This window comes from Hymenobacter baengnokdamensis, from assembly GCF_008728635.1.
Lineage (GTDB): Bacteria > Bacteroidota > Bacteroidia > Cytophagales > Hymenobacteraceae > Hymenobacter > Hymenobacter baengnokdamensis.
This window is the reverse complement of the sequence record NZ_CP044285.1, coordinates 2,002,371-2,018,144: the sequence shown is the minus strand read 5'-3', so window position 1 is coordinate 2,018,144 and position 15,774 is coordinate 2,002,371. Positions and strand designations below refer to the sequence as shown.

Here is a 15,774-nt window from a genome sequence, read left to right as displayed (position 1 = left end):
CCCGCTTTGTACTTCTCTCTCTTGTTTTCCCTTACGTCAAAGAACGTTTATCATCCACTTGATGATAAATGCGGAATAGCTGAACTGCTTCAAGCTAAACCAAAGTCTTACTTAGTATTATGATGGCAGAGTGGGCCTGCCTGGACTCGAACCAGGGACCTCTACATTATCAGTGTAGCGCTCTAACCACCTGAGCTACAAGCCCAACATACCAAGCTTTATTATTTGAATGATGGAAAAGACGCGTAGTATAGCACCACGTAACATTTAGTAAACTCACGAGTCGAACTGCTCCAGAAAGGAGGTGATCCAGCCGCACCTTCCGGTACGGCTACCTTGTTACGACTTAGCCCTAATTACCTGTTCTACCCTAACTGGCTTCGTTGCGGAGCACCAGCTTCAGGTCTACCAGACTTTCATGGCTTGACGGGCGGTGTGTACAAGGCCCGGGAACGTATTCACCGCGCCATGGCTGATGCGCGATTACTAGTGATTCCAGCTTCACGGAGTCGAGTTGCAGACTCCGATCCGAACTGAGAACGGCTTTTCGAGATTGGCATCTGGTCGCCCAGTAGCTACCCGCTGTACCGTCCATTGTAGCACGTGTGTCGCCCTAGGCGTAAGGGCCATGATGACCTGACGTCGTCCCCGCCTTCCTCACTGCTTGCGCAGGCAGTCTGGCTAGAGTCCCCACCATTACGTGCTGGCAACTAACCATAGGGGTTGCGCTCGTTGCGGGACTTAACCCAACACCTCACGGCACGAGCTGACGACGGCCATGCAGCACCTTGCTTTGTGTCCCGAAGGAAAGGCTCATCTCTGAGCCGGTCACGCGCATTCTAGCCTAGGTAAGGTTCCTCGCGTATCATCGAATTAAACCACATGCTCCACCACTTGTGCGGGCCCCCGTCAATTCCTTTGAGTTTCACTCTTGCGAGCGTACTCCCCAGGTGGGATACTTATCGGTTTCCCTAAGCCACGGACAATCTTTAGCCCGCAGCGAGTATCCATCGTTTACGGCGTGGACTACCAGGGTATCTAATCCTGTTCGCTCCCCACGCTGTCGTGCCTCAGCGTCAGTAACAGCCTAGTCAGCTGCCTTCGCAATCGGGGTTCTGGACCGTATCTATGCATTTCACCGCTACTCGGTCCATTCCGCCAACCTCGTCTGTACTCAAGCTCTCCAGTATCCAGGGCAGTTCCGCTGTTGAGCAGCGGGCTTTCACCCCGGACTTAAAGAGCCGCCTACGCACCCTTTAAACCCAATAAATCCGGACAACGCTCGCACCCTCCGTATTACCGCGGCTGCTGGCACGGAGTTAGCCGGTGCTTATTCTGCAGGTACCGTCATCACACTACACGTAGTGCTTATTCTTCCCTGTCAAAAGCAGTTTACGACTCAGAAAGCCTTCGTCCTGCACGCGGCATGGCTGGGTCAGGCTCTCGCCCATTGCCCAATATTCCCTACTGCTGCCTCCCGTAGGAGTCGGGCCCGTATCTCAGTGCCCGTGTGGGGGACCAGCCTCTCAGCTCCCCTAGTCATCGTCGCCTTGGGCAGCCGTTACCCACCCAACTAGCTAATGACCCGCAACCCCATCCAACACCAATAAATCTTTAACAACTAAGTGATGCCACTCTATTGTCTTATGCGGTATTAATCCGCCTTTCGGCGGGCTATCCCCAGTGCTGGGTAGGTTAGTTACGTGTTACGCACCCGTGCGCCACTAGATGTATTGCTACACCCCGTTCGACTTGCATGTATTAGGCCTGCCGCTAGCGTTCATCCTGAGCCAGGATCAAACTCTCCATTGTAAAATATTCCTAATCCACTACCTAAATAGGGACGTTGTCGAGTGCTAATCCGACTCGTATTGACGAGTTTAATTTTAATGTTACGTTTCTGCTTACTTGCGTAAGCATACCTACCATTTGTCTTTTCCAGTCATTCAAAGAACGTTTGCTGCTTCCAATTGAAGCAGCATTGTTGGGTTGCTAATGAACCCTTTCGCTATCTGCAGCGCCCCGTTTTAGTTGGGACTGCAAAGGTACGATAAATTTCTTACCTTGCAAGTTGCCGAGTGAAAAGATTTTTAATCTTGTTAGCTGCGACTTTATTACTATTACGGCTTTCGCTTAGAGCGAAATGCAAAAGCAAGATTTTTTAATTTTCAAAAAGACAGAAGCCTTTTTAAGGCTTTTTTGAAAATTTAATCAACTTCGATTAAGTTGATTTTAAAACTTAACTGCTTATTAAGCAGTAGTTTAGTTTGCTGAGCCCTAAACCATTGTTCCGTTTGGGAGTGCAAAGGTAGGGGAATTTTTTGACTTTTCAAATTTAGGGCGAAAATATTTTCATTTTTCTACCACTTCTTCGGCACTTCCGATGAGCCGTTTCTGGAACGGGGTGCAAAGGTACGCTTAGAAATTTGGAATCAGCAAGCGGGCTGGCATTTTCTTTCGTAGTCAGCTTTCCTGGCTGCCCGCGTCCGTTCGATTTGGGAGTGCAAAAGTACCAGGAAAATCGGCGATAGCCAACAGTAGCCGGGCTTTTTCCATTAGAGTGCGGTTTGTGCTGGCGGCGGGGAAGCGGGGTGGTGTAGCACTCAGGCGGTTAGCAAACCGGGGGCTGGAGAAAAAAATCAGGGTTGCGGGTCTTTTTGGAAGAAGAGGGTCAGGTCGGGGTGGTATTGACGGGGGCGACGAGCTTCGTATTGATAAAAAAGCTGGCCTAACTGGGCCAGGAAGGGCTCGCCTATGGTATCGTATTCGTAGTTGGCGTCGTTGATAATGCCGTCTTGATTGACGTAGAGGATGGCGCTGAGTAAGAATTCGGACTGGTGGAGGGAATCGGCGAAGTAGGCGACATCGGCCAGGTAGCCGTGCGACATACCCACGATATTGAAGATTCGCAGGCCAGCCTGGGGTTGGGCTTCTGGCTGGCGACCATAATAGAGGTACTTTTTGTAGGCGTCGAAATACTTCGGCGCGGCATAAGTGCTGAAGCAGCTGGCGTGCGGAGTAAGATGCAGGTACTGGCGCAGGAAGGCATAATCGGCCGACGCTAGATTCAGGCGCTGGGTGCCGGGCACGGCATCGGGGAAAAGGGCACTTTGGAGGAGCGCAGTAATATCGGGCAGCGGCAGATTGTTGGCAGTGGTAAAATCGTAGGGGTGGTGGATGAGGCGGCTGCCCACTTTGTAAGCGCGGCCCGCGAAGACTGGCCCAAGCGGGGGCGCGGGCGTGCGCGGATTGACTTTAGCCAGCTCTTTATATAAGGTATCGCCGGCAGCACTGTGAAAGGCAATCGGATTGGTGTGGCGATTGGCGGCCGTGTCGCAGGGCGCAAATCGGCGGACGATGCGGCTCCCCGGATAGCCGAGTTGCTGAAGGCGGTCGTTGAGCGGCTTTTGGCCAAGAAACTCGTAGAGGCGGTTGTAAGCGAGGTTGTCGCTGACGAGCAGCATCCGCTTGATGTAATTGCCGACGGTAGCCTGGCGGTCAGAGTCGGCGGGGGCAGCAAAGGGTACGGGCGTCTGGCAGCGCCAAGCGGCGCCGGTAGACATAATTGTACTCCTATTAATAGGACTCGGGAGCGTGTGGAGCTTTTCGAGAGACAGCAGGGCAACGGGCAGCTTAACCAGGCTGGCGGGGTTGAAGTACTGCTGGGGGTTGAGGTGATAGGTGTGGCGCGTGAAGTGCGGGATGTTGTGGGAGTCGCGATTTATTTGGGTGTAGATGATTTGAAGCTGGTACTGGTCGGTATGGGCGAGCACCTGGCTTAGCTGGGGAGCAGTTCGCAGCAGGCTATCGAGCAGCCGGGAGTCCTCTCCTACTGCGGCAGTTACCGTTTTTATTTGGGGAGCAGCGGCCGACTGGGCCAGCACGGCAGTCGTAGCCAGCATACTTATACTGAAGAGAATAGCTTTCATATCAGATAGCTTAACAGGAATAAAGAAGGCCGTGATGTTGCCATCACGGCCTTGTAGCTCATTTAGTAAGAGCAGGTTACTACCTGGGCTACCTGGCGGCAAATTCTTTCCTTAGTATTAAGAAGTAAGGCTCGCGGCTTATGGCTCACTTTTTACGGCGAGCCAGGAGGAGGTTGCTGTCGGTTTGGCGCCAGTTGTAGCCGGTGCCAAATGGCAGTGGGCGGGCGCGGTGCAGGCTATCGTGGTAGGCAGTGGTCAGCTCGGGCTGGTATTGCTTGGCAAACAGGTTGATAGGACGCTTATAGGTACCGTAGTAAGTAAACTGCCAGTCGGTTTTGGGAAAATACTTCATGGCGATACCCGAGTCGTCTTGCAGAATGTACTGGCTTTGCGCTAAAATCAGGTTGCGGATTTTAGAGAAGTAAGACTTGTGCATGAGGTAAGTGGCCGACTTGACGTAGGTAGTAAGCGGGCCGAGGCTGCGCACGTAGCGCAAGGGGGCATCCTTGGAAGTCAGCTTCCAGTCGCTGAGGTCGGCCGAAAAGTAGTAGATGGTCTTTGCAGAGCCATCGGCCGCTTGCAGCTTTAGCTCAGCGCCCTGAATGGCCTTGGAGCCCGGCGCACGAGTGGTATCGGCTACAGCGTGGAGCTGGCCCTGCGCATCGAGCTGCACGGGGCGCACCGACTGGAGATGATTGCCGGTGCGGGCGGCAAAGAGCATAATAAGCGGCACGGCCCCGTCGAGATTAACCGACTTGAGGTCTACGGCCATATCGTTGGTGCGGAAGAAGCTGAAATTCAGCACCGACCACAACGACTTCTTAACGGCGCTCAGCAACACCGGGTTATCAAGGTTGGCCTGGGTTGGCACGCTGCCTACGGGCTCCAGCCCGACCAGTACATAGGTCCGGCTGTCGGGAAATAGGGTAAAGGCATTCAGAAAGTCGGGGCCGCTGAACGGATAAAACAGCGTCGGCGTGGCCTGGCGCACCGAGTCCAGCTCGGTAGCGGCCCAGCGGCTCATGCGGTTGGTGTGGGTAGCGCGGTATTTGGCCCAGCTTTTATTCTGGTCTTTGGCGAAAGCCTGCCACGCGGGCTGGGCGGAGAGCGTAGCCAGCGGCGAGCCGGCTGCGGGGGGCAGGCCAGCCAGGTAGTTGGCTATATTCTGCACGTTTGCCGTGTCGGCTACAGCAGCGGTGGCCTTGGTGGCGTGGGCAGTGCTATCGCGGGGCGGCGGGGCGTGGTGGGGAGCTACCTTTTGGGCCGTATCGGCCATTGTCTCGGTTTTGGCAGCTTGTTGCTCGGTAGAGGTTTGGGAGCACGCGGCCAGCAAAACGAGCGCCGGTAGCAGAGATAGCAGAGAAAAGCGCATGAGCAGGAAAAAAATAACCAGCTCCTATATAGCTGCCGGCTATTTTTATAAAGGTGTAAGAACGGTGGGAAGGATTAGTAGCGCTGGAAAATAAACTCAGGCAGGCTGCGAGCGGCCGAGCATTTGCGCCACAAAGTAAACCAGCAAGCCGCTAGCCACGGTAGCCAGGCCGTAGAGCGACTCCGTGGGCTTGTCTTTAATAATGAAAACCAGGGTCCAGGCACTCAAGGCCAAAAAAATAAGCGGCGTAATGGGATAGCCCCAGGCCCGATACGGGCGCGGCAAGACCGGCTGCCGCCAGCGTAGCACAAACAAGCCCAGCACTGTGAGAAACGTAAACAGATTGAGCACGAAACCGGCGTAAACGAGGACGGCCTTAAAGTCGGGCTTCAGGATAAACACCAGCGTAATAGCCACTTGCAGCACCAGGGCCCGCACCGGAATACCCGCCCGGCTGCGCTGGGCCAGCCAGCCCAGGGCCGGCAGGTCTTCGCCCATTGCCTGCACAATGCGAGGACCGGCGAAAATCATGGCACTGATGGTAGATACGAGCAGCGCCGCAATAACGCCCCCCGTGAGGCGGCCCAGCGCCGGGCCGAAAAGCCAGCTGGCCGCCAGGTAGCCCACTTCGACCTGCCCCTTGAGCACGCCTAACGGCGTGGCCCGCAGAAAAACGTAGTTCAGGCCTACATATAAGAGAAGTACCATGGTGGTGCCCGTGAGCAGAATACGGGAGAGGTTACGCTGCGGGTTTTTGATTTCGCCGGTAACGTACACGGCGGCATTCCAGCCCGAATAGGCGTAGCTGACGTACACCAGCGACACGGCGAAAACCGGACTCAGCAGCGAGCGCCAGCTAGCGGTATCGGGTGCAAAACTGAGCGGCTGCGCGTTGCCCAGAAACAGCCCGGCCCCAATAAAGCCCACCAGCACAATCACTTTGACTGCAGTAATTACTACCTGCAAGCGGCTGCCGGCGCGCGTGCTGCGGCCATGCACCAGGGCCAGCGCCAGCACTACGCTCACGGCCAGCACCGTGCCACCAGTGCCGCCGGTTGCCAGCGGAGCCGCCAGCGCGGGCCACACACTTTGGGCATATTGGGCGAGGGCCAGTGCCGCCAGCGCGGTAGGGGCCGCAAAGCCCACCGTGGCCGATACCCAGCCGGAGAGAAAGCCCAGCGCCGGATGATATATCTGGCTTAAATAATGGTACTCGCCGCCCGAGCGGGGCATGGCGGCGGCCAGCTCACCGTAGCTTACGGCCCCGCACAGCGCGATAAGGCCGCCTACTACCCACAGCATCAGCAGCGCGAAACCGCTTTGAATGCCTAGTATCTGGAAGCCGAGGCTGGTAAAAACGCCCGTCCCGACCATATTGGCGATGACAATGGCGGCCCCGGTGCGGAAGTTTATCTGGTAAGGTTGAGCTTGCACGCTGGCAAAGGTCGGGACTGCGCGCGTTGCGGCACCTACGGCGCAGACAACGATTGCAGCCCGGCAAGCTTCACAGGGGCTGCAATATTAATTATTCACTATATTAACTCAGCGCAGCTTTGGCCTTTTTGTAGAGTGGCACGGTGCTGCACGGCTCGCCATACATGATGCTGGCCGCCACGGGCAGCAGGTGCTGCATAATCGCCACGTAGGCAAAAGTAGGTACCGGCTTATCGCCACAGCCTTTGATGACGAGCTTGGCATCTTGATAATCAGCGGGATTGATGCTGGCGATGGCTTCTTCGAAAAGCGATTGCTCCAGGGCTTCGGGACTGCCAAACACGTAGCGATGGGCGTGGCCCTGCAGCTTGCTGGCCAGCAGCATATAGGCCCAGGTGGGCACAATGGCATCGGCCGAGCAAATGATGGCGACGTTCTGCCCGTTGTACTGCGCCCAATCGTGGGTTTTGACGAATTCGCGAAAATCCTTTTCGCGCAGCATCAAGCCGTGAAAGAGATTGTCTTTGATATCGTACACCACGCGAGGGCCGGGATGGATATATTCTTCCAGATTGAGGGTAACGAGGCCCGAGGCAGCCACCCGGTTAACAAATAGCGGTTCCATAGTATAAATTGAATATTAGGCGGACTTTGGGGTAGTTGTGTAAACTTCTTTCAAGTAAAAAGGCTCATAATACGCTACATCCTGAAATTGCTGGCGCTGAAAAGCAGTGAAAGCCAGCTCGCCAATGCTGATGGCGGTGGGCTGCACGTCAGGCAGGAAAACCGCGTTCGGGTTGCCGGCCACCAGCGCCTGGAATTTAGCGGCCCCCGAGCCAAAGAATAACACGGAGCGGTGGGCTAAATGTTCGGCCAGCGAACTGGCGTCGAGCACCAGGTTGGTGGGCAGCAGCAGCGGCTGCGCATCGGCCTGATAAAGCGCCGTGTAGACTTCCAGCCGGCGGGCATCAAGCATTGGGCAAAACAGATAGTCGGCGGCGCGGGGCGTGCGCCCGGCTACCTGATGCGCCAGCGCGGGCAGCGTGCCGACGGCCAGCAGCGGAATATCGAGCGCAAAGCATAGCCCTTTGGCGGCAGCGGCCCCGATGCGCAGCCCGGTGTAAGAGCCGGGGCCATCGCTCACGGCCACAGCGCCAAGGTCGGCCAGCCGGTGGCCGGTGTTGGCGATGAGCTGCTCGATAAGTACGGTAAGGTGCGTAGAATGAGACTTTTCGAGCCGCAATTCGGTCTGGCCGAGCAGGCGGCCATCGGAAAGGTAGTGCAGAGCCACGGCGCAGATAGGCGACGAGGTTTCGAGCGAAAGCAGGAGGGTAGACATAAGCAACCGGCAAGTTCCGGCCAGATGAGAGTTATTTGCAAACCAACCTGGTGCGCGTTTGTCCGTTTTACGTTGCCCAACCTTCCGCTCCTATGACATTTTCTACGCCGCGCTTTGCTGTTACCATTGTGGGCGGTGGCTTTGCGGGCACGGCATTGGCCCTGCACCTGACCCGGCTGGCCGGGCCGCTGCCGCTCGATGTGGCCTTGGCCGAGCCGCGTGCGCAGCCGGGGCTGGGGCTGGCTTATTCGTCATCCCTGCCCGAGCTGTTGCTGAATGTGCGCCCCCGCAACCTGAGTGTGTGGGCCGAAGACCCAGGCCATTTTGCCGACTGGCTGGCCCGGCAACCCGAGGCCGCCGATGGCATACCCGAATTTGCTTCCCGAGCAGTTTATGGCCGCTACTTGCAGCAGGAGCTGGCTCAGGCACTAGCCAGGCCCGCCGCCAATGGCGTGTGCATCAGTCACTACACCAGTTCGGCAGTAGCGGCCCCACTCCTACCCGATGGCCGCCGTGCCGTACGGCTGGCCAGTGGCCAGGTGCTGCCGAGCCACGCCACCGTGCTGGCGCTGGGTAATTTTCCGCCCCCGCCGCCCACTGGCCCCGACCAGCGCTACCTGACTCACTCGGGCTACCACGCCGACCCGTGGGCACCCGATACCCTAAGCAGCATTGGCCCCGAGGAGCCCGTGCTGCTGATTGGAGCCGGCCTTACGGCGCTAGATATGCTAGTGGCGCTACGAGCACAGGGGCACCAGAGCACGGTACAGGTAGTGGCCCGGCGCGGGCGCTGGCCGGCGGTGCACGGCCCGGCCGATGCCCCGGCTTACCTAAATTTTTATGCTGAGCTGGCTGGTGAGCATACGGTGGCCGGCGTGCTACGGCAGGTGCGCCACCAGGTGGCGGCAGCCGCCGCGCAGGGCATCGACTGGCGCCTAGTGCTTGATGCGCTGCGGCCCGACCTGAGCCGCATCTGGGCGGGCTGGCCACTGGCCGAGCAGGCGCGGTTTCTGCGGCATCTGGCGGGGCGCTGGGCACAATTACGCCACCGCATTGCCCCCAGCGGGGCCGCTTTATTGGCTGACATGGAAGCGAGCGGGCAGTTGCAAACCTGCGCTGGCCGGGCCGTGGAGATTTTGCCCGCTGGTGAAAAGCTGCGCGTAGGCATTGCGCAGCCGGGCCGGGCCCGGCAGTGGCAAACGGCCCGGCACGTCATCTGCTGTACCGGGCCCCTGCTCGATTACAGCCGCATCGGCACGCCGCTGGTGCAGCAGCTACGCGCTGACGGCTGCCTCACCCCTGACCCGCTGCGGCTAGGGATTATGACCAATGCAATGGGGGAATTGCTGGGCTCCGATGGGCAACCGAGCGCGGGCAGCCTTTTTACCCTGGGGGCCAGCCGCCGGCCAACCTATTTTGAATCGACAGCCGTGCCCGAACTACGCCAGCAAGCTGCCAGGCTAGCCACAGTTTTAGCCCAGCGCTACCAGCGGACACTACCTTAAACAAGTGTGCCCCAGCGAAAGCTGAGGCACGCTTGTCTTCCGTTATCATCGCACACATAGTATGCTTAGGCTGCCAATGGCAGCCGGGCCGGATACATCGGCAGCACGGGCGTTTCGGTGGCGTATGGTACGGGCTGGGGGCCAGTTGCACCACTCAACTCGTCGGCGTGGCGCCGCAGGGCGCGCATCAACAAATATTTGTACTTTTCCGCATCGGCCAAGGCCTGGGTAATAGCTGCCACCGCATCGGCGTAGGCTACTACCGGCTGCAAGTCGCGCCGCGGCCGACGAGCTTCGAATACGTGGTTGGCCAGGTAATCAGCAGGATTTTTCATGAGCGTAGCAAAGCGGGTGATAGTAGGCTTTTAAAACAGCTGCCCAAGGCGATTAATTCCCAGAATTTCTTTTTCATGGCTTTGGTTATCAGAGCTTAATCAATTTATTATTCAGCCTCGCCAACGGCTAAAGTTTGGCAAGGTTTTGGTAATATCATCTCCGTCATTGACTGGGTTTGTCCTTCTGGCTTGCTTCTGAAGCCGGCTCGGAAATTAAACCTACTGGTACTTGTGTTATCTAACCAAACGTTGTTCCAACAACTTTAATGCGGGAGCCTCGGCCCCGGTTTATTATGCGTCGCAATCTGTTTTTTTCCCTGTTTCTGGTACTTGGCCTGGGCTTAGGGCTGAGCAGCTGTGCTCCCGGTGTTTATGCCGGTGCTAGTATTGGCGCACCTTATCCTTATTACGGCTATGGCTACGGCCCCCGCTACTATGCGCCACGCCCGGTTATTGTAGCTCCGGTTTATCGGGGCGGCTGGCATGGTGGTGACCGCGGCTGGCATGGTGGTGGGGGATACCGCGGTGGCTGGCACGGCGGCCGCCACTAAAAACCAGCTCTGCTTTTACAGTAGCTTTTTTCGCGCTATTTTCGTATAGTTTAGCCGGGCAGTTGCCCAAGCTCTTTTCTTCTCTTTCATCAACTTCAAATTGCGTGCTTCGGCACGAATAAGCTATGCGTTTCCGCCCTTTGTTGCTCGTGTTTCTGCTGACGTTGGCTAGTGCAAGTGCCGCTTCGGCACAGGTTGTTATTAGTGCACGCATCGGCAATCCCTACTATGCTCCGCGCCCTTACTATGGCCCAGGCTACTACCCACCGGTAGCGCCGGTGGTGGTAGCGCCTCCCGTATACTACGCACCGGCTCCGGTTTATTACGCTCCCCGGCCCATTTATTATGCTCCTCGCCCTTACTACGGCCGGGGCTACTATGGCCGCGGTTATGGCCGGCGCTGGTAGTTTCGGCGCTTGTTAGCCGCACTTCAGTATAGTGGCAAAGTCCTCGCAGCCAATTGGCTGCGAGGACTTTTTTTAGGGCAGATTTTCGGAACTGTGCACGCGCAGGCCGCCGCCGTCTTCCTGGGCGGCACGCAGCATGGCCTGGGCCACCGTAGCCGCCGCTACTGGCCGGTACTTGCGCCAACCGCCACGCAGCAAGGGCTTAACCAACGACAGCACTACGGCCCCCAGCCGCTCGCCGAGCCGGGGCTGCGCCCGCTCGCCCAGCAATAACGAGGGACGAAAAATATGGATGGCCCGGAATGGCGTCTGGCGTACGGCTGCTTCCATCTCGCCTTTCACGCGGCTGTAGTAAAAGCGGGAATCCACGTCAGCTCCCAGCGACGAAACTACCAGAAACTGTGCCGCGAAGTTGGCCGCGGTGAGCGCCGCCAGCTTCACCACATACAGAAAATCAACTTTATAGAAAGCCGACTGAGAGCCCGCCTGGCGGATGGTAGTACCCAGGCAGCAGTACACATCGTCGGCAATAAGACGCAGGCGCACGTCTTCGAGCTGGTCCAGCTCAGTAGTTACCTGGGTAAGCTTGGGGTGCTCGAAGCTTACCGGGCGGCGGCCCACTACAATAACTTTAGCATAGCGTTCCGAGGCCAGCAGCAGGGGCAGCAATTCGCTGCCAACAAGCCCGGTAGCGCCGGCGAGTAGCGCTGTTTTTTTCATATACTCCAGATAAGGACCAAGGCACGCCCCTTGGTCAGGGTGCTTACGCAAGAGCCCGGCCGGCGTTGGCGATGCCGGCTAGCGGCCCAGCTCTTCGGCGCGGTTGCGGGCCGCCTCGGCGCCGGCCATCAGGCCCTCGCGCACTGCCCCGCCCCCGAAAGCCCGGAGAGCGGCCTCGGTGGTGCCACCTTTGGAAGCTACGCGGGTAATCCAGTCCTGGCAGCTCAGGCCGGCCTGGCTATAGAGCTCCACCGCCCCGCGAAAGGTTTGGCCGACAAGCAGCTCCGCTTCGGCGGGGGTAAAGCCCATTTGGGCGGCGGCGGCCATCAGAGCATCCATGCAGTAATACACGTAGGCCGGGCCACTGCCCGAGATGGCCGTGCTGGCATCGATGGCATGCTCGGCTTCTACATAAACCGTCTTGCCGGTGGTGCTGAGCAGGTTTTGCACCTGCACCAGCTCGGCGCGGGTTACTTCGTCGGTACTGGTGAAGGCGGTCATTCCCATCCCAATCTGAGCCGGCAGGTTGGGCATGGCCCGAATAATTTTGGGCGTTCCCAAAGCCTCGCGCAAAGTGCTGATGCGCACGCCGGCCATAATGCTGAGCACCACCTGCTGCGGCTGTACCAGGCCGCGCAGCCGCTCGAACAACTCGGCCGAATCCTGCGGCTTCACCGCCAGAATAATAATATCGACTCCGGGCACGCAGTCGGCCGGCTGACCCCATACCGTACCGATTTCGTGGGCCGCCAGAGCAGCAACCCGCTCGGGCGAGCGGGCCAGCAGCCGCAAGTCGAGGCGCGAAGTGATATGTGCCCGCACAAAGCTGCGGGCATACGTCAGGCCCATGTTGCCACCCCCAATAATCAGTATTTTCATTATAGTAAAAACAACTTATTTAACCTGTCTTACTGCCTAACCCTTTTCCAAAACGCCAGTTAATGCATTACAAAACAGTTTATTATAAATATGCATCATAGTTGCATTTGTATTTTGATTAAAAATGCAACTATGATGCAATAAAGCTTGGTTAGACTTTCCACACCCAGTTTTGGCGGCGAAGCAGGCTAAGAACACCCAGCCAGATGAGCAAACATACTACTGCTCCGGCCAGTGATGCAGCGCGGGGGTCGCTGAACCAGAGAGCGATGCCCCAGCCATAAAGCCATTCCTTCAGGCCGACGGGCTGCCCGGCCGGCCCCGGCAGGCGTAGCAGGGCGAAGGTGCGGGAAAGGATGGCTGAAAAAAAGAATACGGCAATGGCATTTACTCCAAATGCCAGCGCCGGTGCTACGCGGCGGTAGCGCCGCACATCGCAAAGCCAGTAGAGTGCCGCCAGCAGGCCCAGCGCCAGCCCACCCGTGAAGAGCACGTAGGAGCTGGTCCACAAGGCTTTATTGAGCGGAAACCAAGTCTCCCAAAGCAGTCCGCCAGTTGTGGCAGCGACGGCAGCGATGCTCAGGCCCGCCGTTTTGCCGAAGGGGGCCGGGCCGGACCAGCGCAGCCATTGGCCGGCTAAGGCGCCGAGCAGGCCGGTAGCCAGCGCGGGCAGCGTACCCAGCAAGCCCTCGGGGTCCCAGGTGCGCGACTGTGCCCACAGGTGCGGCTCGGTGAGCAGGGTGCGGTCGAGCCAGGCCCCAAGGTTGGTAGCGGGCTCCAGGTTGGCGGGGCCGATGCCGGGCACCGGCACGAGCTGCATGAGTGCGGCGTAGCCGATTACTATCCCCAGCAAGATGATGGCTTGCGTGCGCCAGCTGGTTTTCAAATAGATACAGCTGCACGCCAGGTACACCAGCGCAATGCGCTGCAACACCCCCATGAGGCGCACCGTGCCAAAATCGAAGTGCGGATAAAGCGAGGTGAGCACGCCCAGCGCAAACAGGATGGCCGCCCGCCGCGCCACCCGGCCCAGTACCGGCCCCCAGGGCGCACAGCTGCTTTTGGCCCCGGCCAGCGCATAGGCCAGGCTCACGCCCACAATGAACAGAAAGAAGGGAAAAACCAGGTCGGTGGGCGTGCAGCCGTTCCACTCGGCGTGCTCAAAGGGCGGGTAGATGTGGCCCCAGTCGCCGGGATTATTCACTACTACCATCGCCATTACGGTGAGGCCCCGGAATACATCGAGCGAAACCAGGCGGGCAGGCAAAACAGAATCGGCAGGGCGCATGCGGCAAAAGGCTAGGTGCAAGCGCAAAGGTGCCCGGCCGCCTCCAGAAAAGCAACCAGCCGCGTTGGGTAAGGATATGAAGCCGCTTTACTTCAGCCCAAACAGCCGGGCGAAGAAGCCGCGGCGCCGGGGCTTCTCCTTGATTTTGACTTTGGCGGCGGTTTCCTCAGCAGCTGGCAGGGCAGGGCGCGGCTGGGGGCGCGCCGCCACGGCCGCTGGCGGGTGCGGGCGCGCCGCCGGCCGGGCTACCGCCACGGGCGCAGCCGGAGCGGGCGGCGCGGCTACCAGGGTTTCGACGGGCAGCTTGCCTTCGGTGAAGATGCGCACCGGCAGGCTTTCGTTGTGCAGGCGGTCGACGGCCGTGAGGTAATAGGCGTAGGCCACGCCGGGCTGGGCTGTAGAGTCGGCGAAAGTGGCGGGCTGGGCCAGCCTGGTGGGCCGGATGATACTCAGGATGCGGCGCGGGTCGTTGGGGCCCATTACCTGGCCGCGCTCGAAGCGATAGAGCACGTAGTAGGCGGCCAGGTCGCCATCGGCGGCGGGCACGAGGTCGGGCTGCCAGGTGAGGCTGGCGGTATGGCCCTGCCGCCGCAGAGCCAGCTCGCGTACGGGGCGCGGGGCCAGGCTATCGAGCCAGGGCATAACGGGTACCAGCGCCGGGGCGCGGTAAAAATCGGTGCGCAGCGAGTCGGAGGTATGCAGCGGGTTGGTAGCTAACGACCGGGCCGAGAAAAACACGCTGCCCTGCACATCATCGGGATAGTCGCGGTTGAGGCGCAGCTGACGCGGCAGCTCACGCGGGTTGCGCCAGGCCGTGTCGGAGCGGGTGCTTTCGAGCATGCGGTACGTGCCGTGGCCGATGTAGAGGTGGCGCTGAAAGTGGTTGCGCGTCCACCATTCGAGCAGGGTGGCGTATGGCACGAGCCGGAATTTGGTGCTCCAATATAGCTGCGGCAATATATAATCAACCCATCCTTCCTTCAGCCAGAGGCGCGAGTCGGCGTAGAGGTTGGAATAGCTAGGCTGGCCGGCGCGGGTGTCGGAGCCGAGCGGGTCGGCGCTTTTATTCATCCAGACGCCGAACGGCGAAATGCCGAATTTCACCCAGCGCTTGGCCAAGCGAATGCTGTCGTGCAGGTCGTGGATGAGAATATTGACATTTTGCCGCCGCCAGTCGCCCAGGGAAAGGTTGTCCGGGTTTTGGGTCTGGAAGGCCTGCTCATCGTGAAATACCTGGCCTACTTCGGGATAAGGGTAGAAATAATCGTCGAAATGCACGCCGTCGATATCGTAGCGCCGCACCACATCCATTATCACGCGCTTGATGTGGTCGCGCACGGCCGGCAGGCCAGGGTTGTAGAGGTATTGGCTGGAATACTTGATAAACCAATCGGGGTGCTTTTTATAGGGATGCAGCGGGGCCAGCGCCCGCGTCACGGTATCCATGGTAGCGCGGTAGGGGTTAAACCACGCGTGAAACTCCATATTGTGGCGGTGCGCCTCAGCGATGAGGAAGGGCAGCGGGTCGTCGTTTTCGCCGGGCGGCTTGCCTTGGCGGCCGGTAAGGTACTTGCTCCAGGGCTCTAAATCAGACTTATAAAAAGCGTCCGAAACGGGCCTAATTTGCACAAACACCGCATTGAGGCCGGCTCGCTGGCCGGCATCGAGCAGACGGCGGTATTCGCGGCGGTAGTGCTCGGGCGCTTCGCCGCGCTGGTTGGGCCAGTCGATGTTGGCCACGGTGGCCACCCAGAAGCCGCGCAGCTCGCGCTTGGGCGGGGCGGGGCGAAGGTCTTCTTCGCCGGCAATGGCACCGAGCGTAGGGGGCACCTGCGCCCGCAAGGCAAGCGGCAGCAGGCAAAGAAGGTAACAGAAGAAACGGCGGGGGTAGGAAAACCAGGTACTCAACACAAACACAAAGTACGGGCGGGCAGCCCGGTTGGGAGGCAGCAAGCAAGCAAAAAGCTCGTCTTGCGGAGCAAAACGAGCTTTACGAAGGATTACGGGCTTGCGTA

13 protein-coding genes, 1 tRNA gene and 1 rRNA gene are annotated in these 15,774 nt (G+C 58.8%); 3 read left to right on the top strand and 12 right to left on the bottom strand.

The annotated features are described in order from the left end of the window. Positions 1-131: 131 nt before the first annotated feature. The 7 genes from F6X24_RS08625 to tsaB all read right to left on the bottom strand — a co-directional run bounded on the left by F6X24_RS08625 (position 132) and on the right by tsaB (position 8,074). Positions 132-205: transfer RNA gene (locus tag F6X24_RS08625), tRNA-Ile, on the bottom strand. 92 nt (positions 206-297) lie between these two features. Then, positions 298-1,812 (bottom strand): 16S ribosomal RNA (locus F6X24_RS08620). Positions 1,813-2,639: 827 nt separating this feature from the next. Continuing rightward, on the bottom strand, positions 2,640-3,929 hold the full coding sequence (locus F6X24_RS08615) for a serine hydrolase (protein WP_151087614.1): 1,290 nt from the start codon (positions 3,927-3,929) through the stop codon (positions 2,640-2,642). A gap of 145 nt (positions 3,930-4,074) precedes the next feature. After that, positions 4,075-5,301 (bottom strand): hypothetical protein, encoded by a 1,227-nt coding sequence (locus F6X24_RS08610; protein ID WP_151087613.1) that lies wholly within the window; start codon positions 5,299-5,301, stop codon positions 4,075-4,077. 96 nt (positions 5,302-5,397) lie between these two features. Further along, positions 5,398-6,735, bottom strand: a complete 1,338-nt coding sequence (locus tag F6X24_RS08605; RefSeq protein WP_229725440.1) for an APC family permease — start codon at positions 6,733-6,735, stop codon at positions 5,398-5,400. A 103-nt stretch (positions 6,736-6,838) separates the two neighbouring features. Next, positions 6,839-7,360, bottom strand: coding sequence for a DUF2480 family protein (locus tag F6X24_RS08600; protein WP_151087612.1), 522 nt, complete (start codon positions 7,358-7,360; stop codon positions 6,839-6,841). A gap of 15 nt (positions 7,361-7,375) precedes the next feature. Beyond that, positions 7,376-8,074, bottom strand: a complete 699-nt coding sequence (gene tsaB, locus F6X24_RS08595) for a tRNA (adenosine(37)-N6)-threonylcarbamoyltransferase complex dimerization subunit type 1 TsaB (protein ID WP_151087611.1) — start codon at positions 8,072-8,074, stop codon at positions 7,376-7,378. Between the two features lie 92 nt (positions 8,075-8,166). Between tsaB and F6X24_RS08590 the strand changes: the two genes are divergently transcribed. Beyond that, a complete protein-coding gene (locus F6X24_RS08590) occupies positions 8,167-9,579 on the top strand; it encodes an FAD/NAD(P)-binding protein (RefSeq protein WP_151087610.1) in 1,413 nt (470 codons plus the stop codon). A 65-nt stretch (positions 9,580-9,644) separates the two neighbouring features. On the opposite strand, the gene F6X24_RS08585 is transcribed toward F6X24_RS08590, so the two are convergent. Next, positions 9,645-9,914 (bottom strand): hypothetical protein, encoded by a 270-nt coding sequence (locus tag F6X24_RS08585; RefSeq protein ID WP_151087609.1) that lies wholly within the window; start codon positions 9,912-9,914, stop codon positions 9,645-9,647. Between the two features lie 293 nt (positions 9,915-10,207). Here F6X24_RS08585 and F6X24_RS08580 point away from each other — a divergent pair, with 293 nt between their 5' ends. Further along, positions 10,208-10,465 (top strand): hypothetical protein, encoded by a 258-nt coding sequence (locus F6X24_RS08580; RefSeq protein ID WP_229725438.1) that lies wholly within the window; start codon positions 10,208-10,210, stop codon positions 10,463-10,465. Positions 10,466-10,590: 125 nt separating this feature from the next. Beyond that, positions 10,591-10,872: a hypothetical protein gene (locus F6X24_RS08575; protein WP_229725437.1), complete on the top strand. Its 282-nt coding sequence runs from the start codon at positions 10,591-10,593 to the stop codon at positions 10,870-10,872. 72 nt (positions 10,873-10,944) lie between these two features. On the opposite strand, the gene F6X24_RS08570 is transcribed toward F6X24_RS08575, so the two are convergent. The 4 genes from F6X24_RS08570 to F6X24_RS08555 all read right to left on the bottom strand — a co-directional run bounded on the left by F6X24_RS08570 (position 10,945) and on the right by F6X24_RS08555 (position 15,712). After that, the gene (locus tag F6X24_RS08570) at positions 10,945-11,592 is read right to left on the bottom strand and encodes an NAD(P)H-binding protein (protein ID WP_151087608.1); all 648 of its coding nucleotides are present in this window, start codon (positions 11,590-11,592) and stop codon (positions 10,945-10,947) included. Between the two features lie 78 nt (positions 11,593-11,670). Further along, a complete protein-coding gene (gene proC / locus F6X24_RS08565) occupies positions 11,671-12,471 on the bottom strand; it encodes a pyrroline-5-carboxylate reductase (protein ID WP_151087607.1) in 801 nt (266 codons plus the stop codon). A 151-nt stretch (positions 12,472-12,622) separates the two neighbouring features. After that, positions 12,623-13,759, bottom strand: a complete 1,137-nt coding sequence (locus F6X24_RS08560) for an acyltransferase family protein (RefSeq protein WP_151087606.1) — start codon at positions 13,757-13,759, stop codon at positions 12,623-12,625. Positions 13,760-13,846: 87 nt separating this feature from the next. Further along, positions 13,847-15,712: a glycoside hydrolase family 10 protein gene (locus F6X24_RS08555; protein WP_229725435.1), complete on the bottom strand. Its 1,866-nt coding sequence runs from the start codon at positions 15,710-15,712 to the stop codon at positions 13,847-13,849. Positions 15,713-15,774: the final 62 nt, after the last annotated feature.

Excerpts from the sequence above, each read along its gene's own strand:
- F6X24_RS08615 (WP_151087614.1), bottom strand. The coding sequence starts at position 3,929 with ATGAAAGCTATTCTCTTCAGTATAAGTATGCTGGCTACGACTGCCGTG.
- tsaB (WP_151087611.1), bottom strand. The coding sequence starts at position 8,074 with ATGTCTACCCTCCTGCTTTCGCTCGAAACCTCGTCGCCTATCTGCGCC.
- F6X24_RS08610 (WP_151087613.1), bottom strand. The coding sequence starts at position 5,301 with ATGCGCTTTTCTCTGCTATCTCTGCTACCGGCGCTCGTTTTGCTGGCC.
- F6X24_RS08580 (WP_229725438.1), top strand. The coding sequence starts at position 10,208 with ATGCGTCGCAATCTGTTTTTTTCCCTGTTTCTGGTACTTGGCCTGGGC.
- F6X24_RS08600 (WP_151087612.1), bottom strand. The coding sequence starts at position 7,360 with ATGGAACCGCTATTTGTTAACCGGGTGGCTGCCTCGGGCCTCGTTACC.
- F6X24_RS08570 (WP_151087608.1), bottom strand. The coding sequence starts at position 11,592 with ATGAAAAAAACAGCGCTACTCGCCGGCGCTACCGGGCTTGTTGGCAGC.
- F6X24_RS08590 (WP_151087610.1), top strand. The coding sequence starts at position 8,167 with ATGACATTTTCTACGCCGCGCTTTGCTGTTACCATTGTGGGCGGTGGC.
- F6X24_RS08575 (WP_229725437.1), top strand. The coding sequence starts at position 10,591 with ATGCGTTTCCGCCCTTTGTTGCTCGTGTTTCTGCTGACGTTGGCTAGT.
- proC (WP_151087607.1), bottom strand. The coding sequence starts at position 12,471 with ATGAAAATACTGATTATTGGGGGTGGCAACATGGGCCTGACGTATGCC.
- F6X24_RS08585 (WP_151087609.1), bottom strand. The coding sequence starts at position 9,914 with ATGAAAAATCCTGCTGATTACCTGGCCAACCACGTATTCGAAGCTCGT.
- F6X24_RS08560 (WP_151087606.1), bottom strand. The coding sequence starts at position 13,759 with ATGCGCCCTGCCGATTCTGTTTTGCCTGCCCGCCTGGTTTCGCTCGAT.